This is a genomic window from Couchioplanes caeruleus (genome assembly GCF_023499255.1).
In the GTDB taxonomy this organism is placed as follows: Bacteria; Actinomycetota; Actinomycetes; order Mycobacteriales; family Micromonosporaceae; genus Actinoplanes; species Actinoplanes caeruleus_A.
On sequence record NZ_CP092183.1, the window covers coordinates 2201865 to 2218287 of the forward strand.

Consider the following 16423-nt stretch of genomic DNA (forward strand, 5'->3'; position numbering starts at 1 on the left):
GACGGCCGCGGGTCCCCCGGCGACGGGGTTCAGGGGACCCGGGCCACCACGCCGTTGCAGGAGACGTCCTCGATGGACGGCCGTGGCCGCGGTTCGTTCTCCGCGCGCCAGCGGGACACCGACACCAGGCCCGGCTCCACGAACTCGAGGCCGTGCAGCAGCTCCGCGAGCCGCTCACCGGTGCGCGGCACGAAGCGCCCGCCCGGGTTGTTGGCCGACAGCTCGGCGATCGCCTCCGGGGTCTGGTATTCCCAGGTGGCGTGCGACACGACGACGTAGCTGCCGGAGGGCAGGGCGCCGACGAGCTTGTCGACGATGCCCTGCGGGTCCTCGTCCTCGCGGATGAAGTGCAGCACCGCGACCAGGAGCAGCGCGATGGGCTCGGTGAAGTCGAGGGTGGCGTGCAGGTCGGGGTGGGCCAGGATGACGTCCGGCTCGCGCAGGTCCGCGTCGAGGTAGGTGATCGCACCCTCCGGGCCGCTGGTGACGAGCGCCCGCGAGTGGGTCAGCACGATCGGGTCGTTGTCGACGTACACCGTCCGGGTGGCGGGCTGGATGGACTGCGCCACGTCGTGGGTGTTGTCGGGCGCGGGGATGCCGGTGCCGATGTCGAGAAACTGCCGCACCCCCTGGCGGGCGAGGTGTTCCACGGCCCGGCCCAGGAACCGCCGGTTCTCGATCGCCATCAGCCGGATGCTGGGCATCGCCGCCTCGATGGCGTCGCCGGAGGCGCGGTCGGCCGCGAAGTGGTCCTTGCCGCCCAGCCAGTAGTTGTACCGCCGGGCCGGGTGCGCGACCGTCGTGTCGAACCGGCCTGCCGCACCGGGCTCCCCGTTGCCGCCGCTCACGCTGCCTCCCACCCCTGGGCGAAGAACGTCACCTCTCGATCCTAATGACCGATCCCCAGGGTCCCTCGGGCGAGGGCGGGCCGTTCGAAGACGAGCTCGAGGCCGTCCTCGTCGTCCCACTGGTCGCCCACCTGCCGGAAGCCGTGCCGGGCGGCGAGGGCCAGCGACGGCACGTTGTCGGGCCGGATCGACAGCCGGACCGTGCGGACCTCCGGTTCCCGGGCCGCCCGCTCCAGCAGGGCGGCCAGGGCGGCACCGCCGTAGCCGCGGCGGCGGTACGCGGGGTCGACGGCGTACCCGATCTCGACCAGCCCCTCCTCGGGCCGCCCGTGGTACCCGGCCCGGCCGACGGCCCGCCCGGCCTCCTCGTCCCAGACCACGCCCGTGACCCACGCGGCCTCTTCCTGATCCGCCACGACCTGACGGTGCCGCCGCAGCCACAGGCCGCTGTTGTCGGGCCCGGCCAGCCAGGCGCTGAGCGGTACGGGCGCGGCGGCCTGCGCGGCGGCGAGATCCTGGCGGCTCAGTGCCTCGAGGGCGGTGACGCTCAGCTGGACGATGCGGATGCGGGGAAGCTCGATCACCGCTGGAGCGTACGTAATCACGCCGGCTCCCGCGCTGAGCTGCGGCTGCCGGTGCCCCGTGCCCCGCGGACGCGCTATTCGGGTCCGCGGGTGCGGAATACGCGTTGAAAGATCTACGACAGTCTGTCTTTGCCGTCCGATCCGGCGCTCTAACCTGAGTGAGCAATTCCTGCGGTGGTGCGAAGCGGAAAAAGATCGGCGAACGCCAAAGAATGGCGAGAGCGTCGAATGCCGTCCCGGGGACGGCGCATCTCCGCGATCGAATTCATGGACATCCGTCCGTCGGCGATGCCGGCGGTGCGTGAGCGATCCGTCCGCACGCGTTCAGTACCACCGCCGCCGGCGGATCCATCGTCCGGTCCCACAGTCACGCCCCCGCCCGGGGGCGATTCATCGGAAGGTACCGCATGACCTCGTCGAACTCGCCCGAGCAGCACAACGTGGACGCGACCACCCGGTCCGCCGCCCCGGCGGCGGCCGGGCCCGCCGACCCCGCCACCGCATCACTCGCCGTCCCGTCGGGCGACCTGCCCGCCGGGCAGGTGGCCGTCTCGCCCGCCGAGGCCACGGCGGACACCGGCCGGGCCGCGGCGCAGCTGGGCGCGACGCTCGCCGCGGCCGCCGCGCCGCAAGGACTCGACGCGCCGACGACGAACTTCACGTCGGAGCTGAACAACATCGACTTCAAGAAGATGATCGGAGGCCCGTTGCAGGCGGCCGTCGATGCGCAGGTCGCGTCCTCGCTGGCCACCATCGACTTCATCAACAAGGTGGGCTTCACCGACGTCGCGACCACCGGTCCCGAGCCCGCCGACGGTCAGCCGGTGGCCATCAAGCGAGAACTCGTGATGGTGGACTTCAGCCACAAGCGCACGGACCTGGACAAAGATGGGAATCCCGGCACGACGAAGATCTTCGTCCGGGTGCCCCTGCTGGCGATGCTGCCGATCCCGTCCCTGCGTATCGAGCAGGTGGTGATCGACTTCAACGTGAAGCTCAACTCGGTGGAGACCGCCAGCGTCTCGGACCAGCTGAAGGTCGGCGCCGAGGTGGGCGGCGGATTCGGCCCGGTGAACTTCAAGGTGTCCGCGTCGTACCAGCGCCAGACGTCGACCAACGTGGAAGTCAAGAAGGAATATGCGTTGAACGTCAACGTGAAGGCCGTGCAGGACGAGATCCCCGCCGGCCTGGAGAAGATTCTCGGAATGCTTTCCGCGTGACGATCCCCGACCGAGTGAACTGACGAGACGAGGGGCGGGCGACCGTGGCCGAAATCACCTTGAGCGACTATGCCGGTTTCATTCTTCTGGAGCTCGTCAAGGCCCGGGAGATGGCGGACGGTTATTCTCGCGAAGTAGCGCAACGATATGCGGCGGACGACGTGATGCGTTATTTCCCCGCCCCTCGTTTCACCATGCCGAAGCTGGACCTCACCATCCCGGTCCTCATTTCCGGAGCCCGGTTCGACCAGACCGTCCGGTTCGACTTCCCGGCGCAGGACTTCGTGACGTTCATCGCCGACCACGCGAAGGGGGTACGGGTGGCCGTCGAGCTGGCCCGGCTCCGCGACAAGGGCCTCAGCGACCTGGAGCTCAAGGAACCCCCGGAATCGCCGGTCGTCGAGGAGCTCGCGACCGAGTTCTACAAGCAACTGGTGTCGAACGCGGAGCCGCGGCACCCCGACACGCTGGTGACGCTGGGCTGGACGGCCGTCGTCAGGGCGTGCCTGGACGAGGCCGATCTCACCGGCTTCTTCGCCCGGTGGGACGGCGGGCGTGACCTGCTCGCGACCACGATGGCGGAGGTGCTCGCCAAGGTCGGCGAACGGACCGTGGTGGACCGCACCGCGATCGACAGCCTGCTCGTCAACCCGGTGACGAACGTGGTCAAGAACGGGAGCAACGACGCCTCCGTCTGCACCGTCCGCGCGGAGTTGCTGGAGGAGGGCGTCTACTTCCGGTCCGTTCAGGACGGCGAGAGCGGGCGTACGCACACCGTCGTGGAGTTCGAGTAGCCATGCAACGCTTCCTGCACGACCGGCTGGGACGGCTGGAGACCCTTCTCGGCTCCTGCAACGACGCCATGCGGGCGTACACGGCCCTCGACCTGGACATCGTGGCGACCACCGCGGAGTTTCTCCGCCAGGCGTCCACCGGCTATCAGCAGCTGGGCGACGCGGACGCCGAGAGCGACATGCTGGCCCTCGGGGCGCAGCTGTCGTCGGCCCGCAGCGGGATGCACCCGCTGACCCTCGAGCGCATCACGGCGCACCGGCGCGAGGCGGAGCGGTCGATCGTGCTGCACGCGCTGGTGGCCGGGGGAGCCCGGCTGCGGGCGGACTTCGCCGAGGCCCGGCAGAGCCTGACGGCGGCTGAGAACCAGCTGGTCCCGATCCTCGCCGTGGCGGCGCAGCGGGGAATGGTGCCGGGCTCGGCCGACGACCCGCCCACGCAGCTCGAGCTCGAGCAGCTGTGGCAGACGCTGTGCGCCGACGCCGGCATCCGCCCGGCGGCCCGGCAGGTGGCGATGACGGTGTCGGTCACCGACGTCCTGCTGCTCATCTCCGACCTGCTGGTCGCGGCCGACCGGCCCCGCTGAGCGGCCGGCCGACCAACCGCCGGCCGACCGGCCCGCTGAGCCGTGCCGGCGCATCCGGTCCCGCGGCCGTCAGTGGTATCGCAGCTCGCCGGCGCGGATCGGCTCGCTGAGCGTGTTCTCGGGCGGCGCCAGCGGGCAGAGCCACCGGTCGTCGTACGCGCAGCTCGGGTTGTAGAGGTAGTTGAAGTCGAGTCGCACCCGGTCGGGGCCGAGCATCTGCAGGCCCCGGCCGTGGGTGCCCTTCACGGTGTCGGTCAGGTAGCGGCCGCCGCCGTACGTCTCGGGGCCGCTGGTGGCGTCGCGGACCGGCAGGAACAGGCCACCGCCGTACGCGGACAGCCACCACAGCGACAGCTCGCCCCATGGTGTGCCGAGGACGCCGACCCGCTCGTAGTGGCACACGCCGTCAGCGCCGCCGGTGTCGATGTCGAGCTCGCCCGGGGCCTCGCGCAGCGGCACCTCGGCGATGAACTCGTCGGTCGCGGGGAAGTAGCGCAGCCCGTCGAACGGCTCGCCGCGCGGGATGGGCGACTGGGAATGCCCGGCGAAGAGCGCGTCGCGCCGGGCCCGGAAGTCGGCGAGGTCCGTGGCGGTCAGGTAGAGGTGGGCGACGGCCGCTCGGTAGTCGGCCAGTTCGAGTGCCTGCACGCCCCCACGGTAGCCCGGTCCCTTGAGTGGATCTTGCTGTTCGGCCTAGGCTCGAGGAGTCACGGTATTGAAACGTTTAAATCCGTGACTGGATTCCGTGCCCTTCTCACCCACCGAGGAGAACCGCATGGCAAGAACCGTCCTGGCCGGCATCGGCACCGCCGCCGTGGCCGCCGCCCTCTCGATCCCCCTCTGCGCCCCGCCCGCCGCCGCCCGCCCCGTTGAACGCCGCATTGAAACGCTGTCCGGCGCGCACTGGATCTGGTATCCGGAGGAACCGCCCGCCGCCGCGACCCGCTATCTCCGCCGGACGTTCACCGCGCCGGCGGGCCCGTACACCCAAGCCGGTCTCCTCGTGACCGGGGACGACACCGTCGACGTGTGGCTCAACGACACGTGGCTGACCGCCTCGCCGCGGACCACCGACTCCTGGAAGCAGGCCCTCGCCGTCGACCTGGCCGCGGCGCTGCGGCCCGGAACCAACACGCTCACGATCGCCGCCCGCAACAACGGCGGCCCGGCCGGCGTCCTCGGCCACCTCCGCGTCGCCTCGGCCGCCGGCACCGCCGACCTCGTCACCGACGGCGCCTGGCAGGCGGCCACGACCACGCTGCAGGCCGGGGTGTCCGCGCGGGATCTGGGGGCGTACGGCACCGGGCCGTGGGGACAGGACGTGCGGCTGCCGGCCCTCGCCGCCTCGCCCGTCACCGTCGCCGGGCTCACCACCGAGCGGCGGACGAACCCGGTCGGCATCGACGCGGCGAAGCCGCACTTCGGCTGGCGGCTCGTCACCTCGGCCAAGGGGCAGGTCCAGGGCCGGTACCAGGTGACCGTGGGCACCCAGCCCGGCGCCGCGGACGTGTGGGACAGCGGGCAGGTCGCGTCCCGGCAGTCCGTCGACGTCACGTACGGCGGCCCCGCGCTGGCCGCCGACCGCACCTACCACTGGCGCGTCCGGGTCTGGGACGCGCAGGGCCGCCCGAGCCCGTGGAGCGCGCCGGCCCGGTTCGACACCGGCCTCGACGCCTGGCAGGCCGGCTTCATCGGTGCCCCCGGCGGCGCGAACCTCACCGGCGCGTCCTGGATCTGGTACCCCGAGGGCGATCCGACCGTGGAGGCCCCGGCCGCGACCCGGTACTTCCGGCGTACGGTCGATCTCGCCGCCACCGGGCACACGACGCTGGTCGTGACCGGCGACGACACCGCCGACGTCTGGGTCAACGGGGTGCCGGTCAGCTCCTCGCGCCGCGTCACGGACTCCTGGAAGCGCGCGACCACAGTGGACGTCACCGCGCAGCTGCGCACGGGGCGCAACACCATCGCGATCGCCGCGTCGAACACCTCGACCGGCCCGGCCGGCCTGATCGCCAAGCTGCAGGGCGCCGCGACGGCCGTCACCGACGCGACGTGGAAGGCGGCGCAGTCCGCGCCCGACGGCTGGCAGCAGCCGGGCTTCGACGACAGCGCGTGGCCGGCCGCCAAGGCGACGGCCGCCGCGGGCGCCGGTCCGTGGGGCGCCCAGGTCGTCGTGCCGAATCCGGCGCCACGGCTGGGCAAGACGTTCGCGGTCACCGGGCCGGTGGCCCGGGCCCGGCTCTTCGCGACCGCGCTCGGCCTGCACGAGACGTACCTCAACGGCGCGAAGGTGAGTGCCGAGCGGCTCGCGCCGGGCTGGACCGACTACGCCAAGCGCCTGCAGTACCGCGAGTACGACGTGACCACCGCGCTGAAGCAGGGCGACAACACGCTCTCGGCGTTGCTGGGCAACGGGTGGTACTCGGGCAGCATCGGCTTCGCGGGCGCCCAGCACTACGGCACCTCGCCCTGGTACTCGGCGGAACTCCACGTCGAGTACGCGGACGGCACGCGCGCCGAGGTGCGTACGGATGGAACGTGGTCGGCGACCACCAGCCCGATCGTGTCCGACGACCTGTACCACGGCGAGGATCAGGACGCCCGCCTCGCGGGCGGCCCGGCCCAGCCGGTGACGCTGCGATCGGCGCCCGCGCCGCACATGGTGGCCCAGGTGGACCCGGGCGTCACCGTGCAGCAGGAGCTGAAGCCGGTGGCGTGGACGCAGCCGAAGCCGGGCGTCTGGATCGCCGACCTCGGCCAGAACTTCGCCGGCTGGAACCGGCTGCGGGTCTCCGGCCCGGCCGGTACGAAGGTGACCCTGCGCCACGGCGAGATCCTCAACGCGGACGGCACGCTCTACACCGCGAACCTGCGGGCCGCCCAGGCCACCGACACGTTCACGCTGGCCGGACAGGGTACGGAAACCTTCGAACCGCACTTCACCGTGCACGGCTACCGCTATGTCGAGGTGACCGGCCTCCCCGCCGCACCGGGCGCCGACACCCTCACCGGCCTCGCCGCGTGGACCGACGGCGCGCAGACCGGCACGTTCACCACCTCCGACCCGCTCGTCAACCAGCTGCAGCACAACATCCTCTGGGGCGCGCGTTCCAACATGCTGTCGATCCCGACCGACTGCCCGCAGCGCGACGAGCGGCTCGGCTGGACCGGCGACATCGCCGCGTTCGGGGCCACGTCGACGTTCAACTTCGACACCCACGGCCTGCTCGCCAAGTTCACCGACGACCTGGTCGACGCGCAGCACGCCGACGGGGCGTTCACCGACGTCGCGCCGGACGTGCTGGGCTGGGGCGGCAAGGCCGGCTGGGGTGACGCGGGCGTCATCGTGCCGTACGTGCTGTGGCAGCGCTACGGGGATCTGTCCGCGGTGGACCGGGCGTTCCCGGCGATGGCGAGGTGGGTCGACTACCTGCGCGGCACCGCCGGCGCCGACCTGATCCGCAACCAGGACACGTACGGCGACTGGCTCAACGTCGACGACCCCACGGCCAACGACCTGACCAGCACCGCGTTCTTCGGCTGGTCGGCGCGGCTGGTGTCGCGGATGGCGGCCGCGACCGGGCGCACGTCGGAGGCGGCCACGTACGGCGACCTGGCCGACCGGATCGCCGCGGCCTTCACCAACCGGTTCGTGGCCGCGGACGGGACTGTCGGCGCCGACAGCCAGACGGGCTACGTCCTCGCCCTCGCGTTCGGCCTGGTGCCCGCCGATCGGCAGCAGGCGGTGGCGGACAGGCTCGCGGCGAAGGTGGCGTCCCGGAACGGGCACCTGTCCGTCGGCTTCATGGGCGTCGAGAACCTGCTGCCGGTCCTGGCCGAGCACGGGCACCTCGACACGGCGTACCGGATCCTGCAGCAGCCGGACTATCCCGGCTGGGGCTACATGAACTCCCGCGGCGCGACCACGATCTGGGAGCGCTGGGACGGGATCCGGCCCGACGGTTCGCTGCAGGACCCCGGCATGAACTCCTTCAACCACTACGGTCTCGGCTCGGTCGGGGACTGGCTCTACCGCAGCGTCGGGGGTCTGGCCCCGGCCACGCCGGGATACCAGGACCTGCTGATCGCGCCGAGGCCCGGCGGCTCGCTCACGACCGCGACCACGTCGCTGACCACCGGGTACGGCCAGACGCGTACGCAGTGGACGAAGAGCGGTCCGGTGCTGACCCTGACCGTCGTGGTGCCGCCGAACACCACGGCCACCGTGCAGGTTCCGGCGTCCTCGGCCGCCGCGGTCACCGCACCGGCCGAGGCGGTGCCGCAGGGCTTCCAGAACGGCACGGCGTCGTACGCGCTGCCCTCCGGCTCGTACACGTTCACCGCTCAGGCGGGGTAAGCGGTCGCCTCGGTCGCCTTGAGGCTGGCCCACACCTCGCGTCCCGGTTCCAGTCCCATCTGGACGGCGGCCGCCGGCGTCACGTCGGCGGCCACCGCCACCGGGCCGGTCAGCTCGATGCGCAGCGCGTCGCCGTGCCGGGCCACCGCGGTCACGCTCGCCGGCCAGGTGTTGCGCGGGCTTCCCTCCGGCCGTACGGCGTAGAGCGCCACCGCGGCCGGGGGGAACGCCACGAACACGTCGCCGGTGTGCGGGGTCGCGGTGGTGAGCGTGAAGCCGTCGCCGACCCGGACCCGGGTGCCGTCGGCGCGACCCCGGTAAAGGTTCAGCCCGACGAGCCGGGCGACGTAGTCGGTGCGCGGCCGCGACGTGATCGTGGCCGCGTCACCGGTCTGCACGACCCTGCCGTCCTCGACGATGACGAGCCGGTCGGCGAGCATCATCGCGTCCAGCGGGTCGTGCGTGACCAGCACCGTCGGCCCGGCATGCGCGCCGAGGTGGGTACGCAGGTGCGCGCGGGTGTCCAGCCGGGTCCGCGCGTCCAGCGCCGCGAGCGGCTCGTCGAGCAGGAGCAGCTGCGGCTCGGTGGCCAGCGCCCGGGCCAGCGCCACGCGTTGCGCCTGCCCGCCGGAGAGCTGCCGGGGCCTCTTGCCGGCGTGCTCGCCCAGCCCGACCCGGTCCAGCAGCTCTGCCGCGCGCCGGCGGGACTCGGCGCGGGACAGGCCACGGCACCGCGGCCCGAACGCGACGTTGTCCACCGCGGACAGGTGCGGGAACAGCAGGTAGTCCTGGAACACGACGCCGATGCGCCGCTGCTCGGGCGCGGTGAACCGCCGTGACGCCGGGTCGTCGAGGGTGCGGTCGTGCAGCCGGACGTGCCCGTCGTCCAGCGCGATGAGCCCGGCCAGCGCGCGCAGGGCGGTTGTCTTCCCGGCGCCGTTCGGGCCGAGCAGCGCCACGACCTCGCCCGGTTCGGCGCGCAGCGGGACGTCCAGCGTGAAGCCGGGCCGGCGCACGACGAGGTGCGCGTCGAGGGTCACGACGTACCCAGCCAGCGGTCGCGCAGGCCGGCGAGGATCAGCACCGACACCGCCAGCAGCACGAGGCTCAGCACGATCGCCGCGTCCAGGTCCTGCTCCAGCGCGAGGTAGACGGCCAGCGGCATGGTCTGCGTACGCCCGGGGAAGTTGCCGGCGAAGGTGATGGTGGCGCCGAACTCGCCGAGCGCGCGCGCCCAGCACAGCACCGCGCCCGCGGCCACCCCCGGCGCGATCAGCGGCAGCGTCACCCGACGGAACGCCGTCCACCGGCCCGCCCCGAGCGTCGCGGCCGCCTCCTCGTAACGCGCGTCCGCCGCCCGCAGGGCGCCCTCCACGCTGATCACCAGGAACGGCATGGCCACGAACGCCTCGGCCAGCACCACGCCCGCGGTCGTGAACGGCAGGGTGACGCCGAACGTCGCGTCCAGCCAGCCGCCGAGCAGCCCGCGGCGGCCGAAGACCAGCAGCAGCGCGACGCCGCCGACCACCGGCGGCAGCACCAGCGGCACGGTGACCAGCGCCCGCACGAGGCGTCGCCCCGGGAACGTGGTCCGGGCCAGGAGCCAGGCCAGCGGTACGCCGGCCAGCAGGCACAACGCGGTCGCGAGGGTGGCGGTGACCAGCGACAACCGCAGGGCCGCCAGCACGCCCGGCTCGGTCAGCCGTTGCGGCAGCGTCGACCAGGGCGCCCGGATCAGCAGGCCGGCCAGGGGCAGCACGAGGAACGCCAGGCCGGCGACCGCGGGGATCGCCAGCGCGAGCGGGGCCCGGGAGCGCAGCCTGGTCAGGGCCGCTGGAACCCTGCGTCGGCCAGCACCTGCTGGGCCTGCGGCGTCTGCACGAACGCGACGAACGCGTCGGCACCGGAGCGGTTCGGCGCCTTCGTCAGCGCGACGATCGGGTAGTCGTTGATCGCCGACGCGGACTCCGGGAACTCCACGCCCGCCACGTCGGCCGCCGCCGCGCGCGCGTCCGTACGGTAGACCAGCGCCGCGTCCACCTCGCCCAGCTTGACCTTGGCGAGCGCGGCCTTGACGTCCTGCTCCTGGGTGACCGGCTTCAGCGCGACGCCGGCCGCGGCGAGGGCCTTCTGCGCGGCCGCGCCGCACGGCACCTGCGTCGCGCACAACGCGACCTTCATGCCCGGCTTCGCCAGCGCCGCCAGCGAGGCGACGCCCTTCGGGTTGCCCTTGGGCACGGCGATGACCAGCTGATTGCGGGCGAACGTGACCGGCGCGCCGCCGTCCCCGGCGTCCGTGACCGTCTTCATCGTGGCCGGGCTCGCCGCGGCGAAGACGTCGGCGGGCGCGCCGGCGGTGATCTGCTGGGCCAGGCCGGAGCTGCCGCCGTACGAGAACACGACGTCCGTGCCGGGGTTCGCCTTCTCGAAGAGCGCGCCGATCCGGTCGAACGACTCGGTCAGCGACGCGGCGGCCAGCACGGTGATCTTCTTGTCCGCGTCCCGGTCGGCGGTCTGGGCGCCGCATCCCGTCGTCACCAGCACCGCCACGAGCGCGGCCACCAGCCGTGTCCTCATCCGTCGTCCCCCCGCTCCACGACCACCGTCGTCGACTTGATCACGGCCACCGCCACCGACCCGACCTCGAGGCCCAGGTCGTCCACCGCCTCGCGGCTCATCAGCGACACCACCCGGAACGGCCCGGCCTGGATGTCGACCTGGGCCATCACCGCGTCCCGGGTGATGGCCGTGACCAGGCCCCGTAGCCGGTTGCGCGCCGAGGACCGGTGCGCGCCGGCGCCCGGGTCGGCCGCCAGGGAGCGCGCGTACGCCGCCAGGTCGGCGCCCGCGATGCTGCGGTGGCCGTGGTCGTCGCGGGCCGCGGCCAGCCGTCCCGCGTCCACCCAGCGGCGCACGGTGTCAGCGCTGACCCCGAGCAGCTCGGCCGCCTCACCGATCCGGTACGTCGTCACGCCCGCCAGCATAGCCGCATCTGCGAGCGCTATTAACTTTGCAGCCTCGCTTCTGCTAGAGGCGTGCCAGTTCATCCGCCAGCATCTTCGACATGCGTGCGTGCCGCTCGTGACCGACCGGGACGCCGCGGCTCGGACACTCCGTCACCATGAGCGTGTAGAGGTGCAGCCGGTACAGCGTCAGCCGGGTCCGCGCCTCGTCGTCGAGGACCAGGCCGGTGGCGGCGGCGTACCCGCGCAGGAACGGATGGTCCGGCTCGTCCTCGATGCGGTGGAACAGCGCGGGGGAGACCAGGTCCAGCAGCGGGTCGCCGTAGAGGTACCGCTCGCCGTCGACCAGCCCGGTGAGCCGCCCCTGCTCGGTCAGCACGTTGCCGTCCCACAGGTCGAAGTGCAGCAGGGCCGGGCGGGTCACGGACGCCAGCGCCGCCCGGTGCCGCTCGACCGCCTCGAGGATCCCGGCGGGCAGCGGCACGTCCCAGTCGGCCGCGTCGGCGATCAGCGCCCGCATGATCGCCGTGAACGCCTCGGGCCAGTCGCGGCCGGAGGGGCGGTCGCCGTCGTACCCGAAGCGGGTTCCCTCGACGGTGTGGACGCGCGCGATCACCCGGCCCAGCTCCTCGCGGACGGACGCCGCGTCCGGAACGTCCGTGAGCGACCGTCCGGGCAGGAGGGTGGTCGCGATCCAGCCGTCGCCCAGGTGCAGCACCTCCGGCACCGGTGCGATATCGCGGACCATCCGGAAATACCGGGCCTCAGCGGGGATGAGGTCGCGTTCGTACCGCAGCAGCCGGGCGTCGTCCGGCGGGCCTGCTTTCACCACCACGGACCGGCCGTCGGCGAGCGTCGCCCGCCACACCGCCGCGAAGCCGCCACCGGACAATTCCGCGGCCTGCACCACGGGTGTCCCCAGGGCGGGTGACAGCATCTCGTCGATCGTACGGAGGTCCAGCCGGCGCTGGGTGGGACTGCGCATGCGCCATTGTGTACCGAACCGTAAGGTGTTTCTGGCCCCGAAGGGGTACAGACTGGTGCATGACCGTCCGCCATGAAGGGCCGCGGTTGACGAACCACGGCCGGGACCCCGCCGTCCCGCACCCGCGCTCCGTGCCGCTCGAACCGCCGAGGGGCGCCGCGGACCTGCCCCGATACCTGCGCGCGCTGCGCCGCCTGGGAGACGCCGACGACCTCGCCGCCGCGTACGCCGGCTGCACGATCGCCGTCGAGGTCGCCGGGCGCGAGGGCGACGCGGCCGGGCTCGTCGCGGCGTACTCGCAGCGCTCCTCGGTGTCCCGCCGCAGCGGTGACCTGCCCGCCGCGGCGCGCGACGCCGAGGCCGCAGCCGAGCTGCTCGCCGTCTCCGGCGCCGAGCCGGACGGCGCGACGGCGGCCCTCCTGCTGTCGCGGCGGATCGCCGTGCTGCTCGACATGGGTGACGTCGACCGGGCCGGCCCGCTGTTCGCCGCGGCGCCGTTCGGCGGTGACCTGCCCGACGACCCCGAGTTCCTGCTGCTGCGCTACGTGCGGGGCCGCCTGCACGGCGCGGCGGGCCGGCCCGGCGACGCCCTCGCCGACTGGTACCGGTGCGGCGAGCGGGTGGCCGTCCGCCGCTTCGACCACCCCGGCGTGCTGCCGTGGCGCTCGGCGGCGGCGGACGTCCTGACCGGCATCGGCGCCGCCGAGGCGGCCGAGCGGCTGGTCGCCGAGGAGGTGGCGCTGACCCGCCGGCACGGGCTGGCGTCGGCGCTCGGCCGGGCGCTGCGCGTCCAGGGCCGGGTGCTGCCCGGGGCGGCCGGCCTGGCCCGGGCGGAGGAGGCGGTCCGGGTCCTGCAGGGCGCCCCGCGCCGCTTCGAGCTGGCCACGGCGCTGGTCGACCTCGGCGAGCTGCTGCACCGGGCCCGGCGCCGCCCGCAGGCCCGGCGGGTGCTGCGCGACGGGCTCGAGCTCGCCGAGCGGTGCGGCTCCCCGGGGCTGGCCGCCCGGGCCCGGCGCACCACCCGCGGGCGGTCGACCTAGTTAGGGTAGCCTTCGCTTCCATGATGTCCGTCCTGGCGCCGCCGCTGCTGCGGCCGTACCAGCCGTTCCCGCTGCGGGTGGCCCGCGCGGCCCGGCTGAGCAGCAGCTTCGTGCGGATCACGCTGACCGGCGAGGCGCTGGCGGACTTCGCGTACCACGGGTTCGACCAGCGGATCAACCTGCTGTTCCTGCCGCCGGACGCCGATCACGAGGCTTTCGCCCGGTCGGCGGACTGGCGCTCGTGCGGCGCCCCGCTGCGGGTCTACACCGTGCGGGCATACCGGCCGGGTGCGGCCGAGCTCGACGTCGACTTCGTCCTGCACGGCGACGCCTCCCCGGCGTCGCGGTGGGCCGGCGCGGCGGTCCCCGGCGACCGGATCGTGATGATCGGTGCGACCCCGGGCCACCCGGTCACCGACGTGGCCTGGAAGCCTCCGGCGACCGCGGAGCTCCTGCTGCTCGCGGCCGACGCGACGGCCCTCCCCGCCGCGGCGTCCATCCTGGAGTCCCTCGACCGCCCCGCCCGCGCCGTCCTCGAGGTGCCGTACGCCGACGACCGCCTGCCCGTCGCGGGCCGCCACGACATCACCTGGCTCGTCCGCGCCCACGGCGACCGGATCGAACCGGTGGTCCGGTCCCTGCTGGGCGGCGGCGCCACGGTCGCCGCGGACGCCCGGCCGGCGGACGAGGACGGCATCGTGTGGGACGTGCCGGCGCAGGCCACCGGCACCTTCTACGCCTGGCTCGCAGGGGAGTCGCGTACGGTCGTCGCCCTGCGCCGCCACCTCGTCGGTGAGCGCGGCATCGACCGCAACGCAGTCGCCTTCATGGGCTACTGGAAACGCTAGACCGTCAAAGGGTCGCGGGGAGCCCACTGGGTGTGCTCGGCGAACGCGCGGTAGCGGTGCAGCGCGATGAACAGCCACCCGAGGCTGAGGATCGCCAGGATGACGAACGGGATCACCCCGCCGAAGGTGTCCCAGGCCGTGTGCATGGCCACCGCGCCGGCGAAGGTGGCGAGGAAGGCGAGCATCTTCCTGCCGGTCGGTGAGGCGATCATCGCCCAGAGCGCTCCGCAGGTCAGTCCGGTCCAGGCGGTGTGTCCCGCGGGGGCGGTCAGGCCGCGGACGAACAGGGTCTCCTGAACGGCGGTGATGTTGCCCTTCGACTCGAGCAGCGCGCTGAAGCCGTACCCCATGGTCTCGAGCGCGGCGAATCCCATCCCGGACGCGACCCCGATGACCAGCCCGTCGCTGGGCAGCCGCCGCCCGTGCCGGGCGAGCAGGACGAACAGCAGGACCACCGGGACGATCATCTTCGCCGCCTCCTCGATGACCGCGACGAAGAGCATCGGCAGCGCGCCGAGCCCGCGCAGCGCGTCGTACTCGAGCGTGCCGGCCACGACGACGCCGATGACCCCGCCGAAGAACGCCGCGATGACCAGCGCCGCGGCCGGCACCTGCCACCGGCCGGTCCGGGCCTGCGCGAACGTCAGGAAGGCCAGGGGCACCACGGTCGCGCCGAGCAGCAGCAGCGAGGGCACGAAGTTGGGGTTCTGCGTCCGGACCAGCGTCCGCAGCACGACGACGTAGAGCGCCAGCCCGATGACCAGCACGCCGAGCCAGGCCCAGCGGCGGAAGAGATCACGCATGCCTCGCAGTCTCGCGCACCGGTAAGGGACCCGCCACCGGGTGATTTCAGTGTGCCTCGCCAGGTACTTCATCTGATACAGTACTCGGCATGGTTGACAACTCGCGGGACGTCCTCGCCGCGGACCTGCTGCGGGGGCACACCGACACGATCGTGCTGGGCGTGCTGCGCCGCGAGGACCGGTACGGCTTCGAGATCTTCAAGCGGATCCGCGACGCCACCGGTGGGCGGCACGAGATCAAGGAGGCCACCCTCTACGCGACGTACCGCCGGCTCATGAAGGACGGCCTCATCGAGGCGTACTGGGGTGACGAGAGCCAGGGCGGCCGGCGCAAGTACTACCGCATCACCGACGCCGGCCGTGCCGTCTACCGCCGCAACGCGGCGGCGTGGGCGGCCACCCGGGACATCATCGACACCCTGCTCGACCTCGACGACGGCTCCGGCTCACCCGACACGACGCAAAGGCGGTCATCGTGACCCTGTCAGACGAGACCCCGGGCGGGGCCGGCATGCACGTGCACCGCCTGCTCGACGAGGCGTTCGCCGGCGTCGAGATGGGCCCGGAGCAGCAGGACCTCAAGGAGGAGATGCGCGGCAACCTCGTCGCCCGCGTCGCCGAGCTGACGGCGAGCGGGATGGGCGAGCCGGCCGCGGCCCGCCGGGCGGTCGACGAGATGGGCGACGTGCGCGCGATCCTCGACGCGACCGAGCCGCGGACCGGGCCGGCCGGCACCGCCGCGGCCTGGCAATCCCTGCGCGTACGGACCGACGCGGCGTTCGCGGTCCGCACGGTGGTGCTGTCGGCCCTCGCCGTGGCCGGGCTCGCGGTGCTCGCGCTGGCGGCGTACGTCGTCGACATGCCCCTCGCCGTCCAGGTCGTGGCGGTGGCGGTGGTCGCCGCGGCGGCCGGCGTGATCACCGCCGACGCGCTGCGGCAGGAGACCACGGGAAGCCACCCCATGCCGCCCGCCCGGGCCGCCGGGTACGGCGCCGCGACGCTGCTCGCCGTGGCCGCCCTCGGCGCCGGCTGGCTGTACCTGCGCGACGCCGGCCTGCCCTGGCTCATCGCCGGGGCGCTGGTGCTGGTGGTGTCCGCCGCGGTCTTCACCTACCTGGGCGCCACCCAGACCAACCGGCACAAGGCGTGGGTGGTCCAGCAGCAGCAGGCGGCGTACGGCTCCGACCGGTTCTCCGAGGACCCGGCGGCCGCCGCGCGCTTCGGCATCTACACCGTCACGGTGTGGCTGGTCGCCGCCGCGGCCTTCGTGGCGCTGACGCTCACGGCCGGCTGGGCGTGGTCCTGGCTGGCGGTGGTCGGCGGCTTCGTCGCGATGACCGTCCTGATCGCCCGCATGCTCTTCGCCCCGAAACCCTGAGCCAGGGCCGTGGCCG

17 protein-coding genes are annotated in these 16423 nt (G+C 73.3%); 8 read left to right on the forward strand and 9 right to left on the reverse strand.

The genetic code is table 11. The annotated features are described in order from the left end of the window. Positions 1-29: 29 nt before the first annotated feature. Both COUCH_RS10395 and COUCH_RS10400 read right to left on the reverse strand, forming a co-directional pair. Positions 30-848 carry an SAM-dependent methyltransferase gene (locus COUCH_RS10395; protein WP_249611859.1) on the reverse strand — a complete coding sequence of 273 codons (819 nt, stop codon included), beginning with the start codon at positions 846-848 and terminating at the stop codon, positions 30-32. Positions 849-889: 41 nt separating this feature from the next. Next, positions 890-1432: a GNAT family N-acetyltransferase gene (locus COUCH_RS10400; protein WP_249611860.1), complete on the reverse strand. Its 543-nt coding sequence runs from the start codon at positions 1430-1432 to the stop codon at positions 890-892. Between the two features lie 407 nt (positions 1433-1839). Here COUCH_RS10400 and COUCH_RS10405 point away from each other — a divergent pair, with 407 nt between their 5' ends. From COUCH_RS10405 to COUCH_RS10415, 3 genes are all read left to right on the forward strand, one after another. Further along, the gene (locus COUCH_RS10405) at positions 1840-2652 is read left to right on the forward strand and encodes a DUF2589 domain-containing protein (RefSeq protein ID WP_249611861.1); all 813 of its coding nucleotides are present in this window, start codon (positions 1840-1842) and stop codon (positions 2650-2652) included. A 194-nt stretch (positions 2653-2846) separates the two neighbouring features. Then, the gene (locus COUCH_RS10410) at positions 2847-3446 is read left to right on the forward strand and encodes a hypothetical protein (protein WP_249611862.1); all 600 of its coding nucleotides are present in this window, start codon (positions 2847-2849) and stop codon (positions 3444-3446) included. Positions 3447-3448: 2 nt separating this feature from the next. Next, on the forward strand, positions 3449-4030 hold the full coding sequence (locus tag COUCH_RS10415) for a hypothetical protein (protein ID WP_249611863.1): 582 nt from the start codon (positions 3449-3451) through the stop codon (positions 4028-4030). A 69-nt stretch (positions 4031-4099) separates the two neighbouring features. Here COUCH_RS10415 and COUCH_RS10420 read toward each other — a convergent pair whose 3' ends face one another. Beyond that, positions 4100-4678, reverse strand: a complete 579-nt coding sequence (locus tag COUCH_RS10420) for a DUF1684 domain-containing protein (RefSeq protein WP_249611864.1) — start codon at positions 4676-4678, stop codon at positions 4100-4102. Positions 4679-4805: 127 nt separating this feature from the next. On the opposite strand from COUCH_RS10420, the gene COUCH_RS38850 reads away from it, so the two are divergent. Further along, positions 4806-8390, forward strand: coding sequence for an alpha-L-rhamnosidase (locus COUCH_RS38850; RefSeq protein ID WP_275980092.1), 3585 nt, complete (start codon positions 4806-4808; stop codon positions 8388-8390). Here COUCH_RS38850 and COUCH_RS10430 read toward each other — a convergent pair. From COUCH_RS10430 to COUCH_RS10450, 5 genes are read right to left on the reverse strand one after another with little or no spacing between them, the layout of a single operon-like run. Beyond that, on the reverse strand, positions 8378-9430 hold the full coding sequence (locus tag COUCH_RS10430) for an ABC transporter ATP-binding protein (protein ID WP_249611865.1): 1053 nt from the start codon (positions 9428-9430) through the stop codon (positions 8378-8380). The genes COUCH_RS38850 and COUCH_RS10430 overlap by 13 nt on opposite strands. Then, the gene (locus COUCH_RS10435; protein ID WP_249613658.1) at positions 9427-10218 is read right to left on the reverse strand and encodes an ABC transporter permease; all 792 of its coding nucleotides are present in this window, start codon (positions 10216-10218) and stop codon (positions 9427-9429) included. Before COUCH_RS10435 ends, COUCH_RS10430 begins: the two co-directional genes overlap by 4 nt. Beyond that, entirely contained in the window at positions 10215-10967 is a 753-nt protein-coding gene (modA, locus tag COUCH_RS10440) for a molybdate ABC transporter substrate-binding protein (RefSeq protein WP_249611866.1), read from the reverse strand. Before modA ends, COUCH_RS10435 begins: the two co-directional genes overlap by 4 nt. Then, positions 10964-11362 carry a TOBE domain-containing protein gene (locus tag COUCH_RS10445; RefSeq protein ID WP_249611867.1) on the reverse strand — a complete coding sequence of 133 codons (399 nt, stop codon included), beginning with the start codon at positions 11360-11362 and terminating at the stop codon, positions 10964-10966. The genes modA and COUCH_RS10445 overlap by 4 nt, the downstream gene beginning before the upstream one ends. A 55-nt stretch (positions 11363-11417) precedes the next feature. Continuing rightward, complete coding sequence (locus COUCH_RS10450; protein WP_249611868.1) at positions 11418-12338, reverse strand: aminoglycoside phosphotransferase family protein; 921 nt, start codon at positions 12336-12338, stop codon at positions 11418-11420. 59 nt (positions 12339-12397) lie between these two features. On the opposite strand from COUCH_RS10450, the gene COUCH_RS10455 reads away from it, so the two are divergent. Beyond that, complete coding sequence (locus tag COUCH_RS10455) at positions 12398-13378, forward strand: hypothetical protein (protein WP_249611869.1); 981 nt, start codon at positions 12398-12400, stop codon at positions 13376-13378. 20 nt (positions 13379-13398) lie between these two features. Next, on the forward strand, positions 13399-14226 hold the full coding sequence (locus COUCH_RS10460; RefSeq protein ID WP_249611870.1) for a siderophore-interacting protein: 828 nt from the start codon (positions 13399-13401) through the stop codon (positions 14224-14226). On the opposite strand, the gene COUCH_RS10465 is transcribed toward COUCH_RS10460, so the two are convergent. Further along, positions 14223-15029, reverse strand: a complete 807-nt coding sequence (locus tag COUCH_RS10465) for a PrsW family intramembrane metalloprotease (protein WP_249611871.1) — start codon at positions 15027-15029, stop codon at positions 14223-14225. The two genes, COUCH_RS10460 and COUCH_RS10465, sit on opposite strands and share 4 nt — an antisense overlap. An 89-nt stretch (positions 15030-15118) precedes the next feature. Here COUCH_RS10465 and COUCH_RS10470 point away from each other — a divergent pair, with 89 nt between their 5' ends. Continuing rightward, positions 15119-15508 (forward strand): PadR family transcriptional regulator, encoded by a 390-nt coding sequence (locus COUCH_RS10470; RefSeq protein ID WP_249611872.1) that lies wholly within the window; start codon positions 15119-15121, stop codon positions 15506-15508. Beyond that, positions 15505-16407 carry a permease prefix domain 1-containing protein gene (locus COUCH_RS10475; protein ID WP_249611873.1) on the forward strand — a complete coding sequence of 301 codons (903 nt, stop codon included), beginning with the start codon at positions 15505-15507 and terminating at the stop codon, positions 16405-16407. Before COUCH_RS10470 ends, COUCH_RS10475 begins: the two co-directional genes overlap by 4 nt. Positions 16408-16423: the final 16 nt, after the last annotated feature.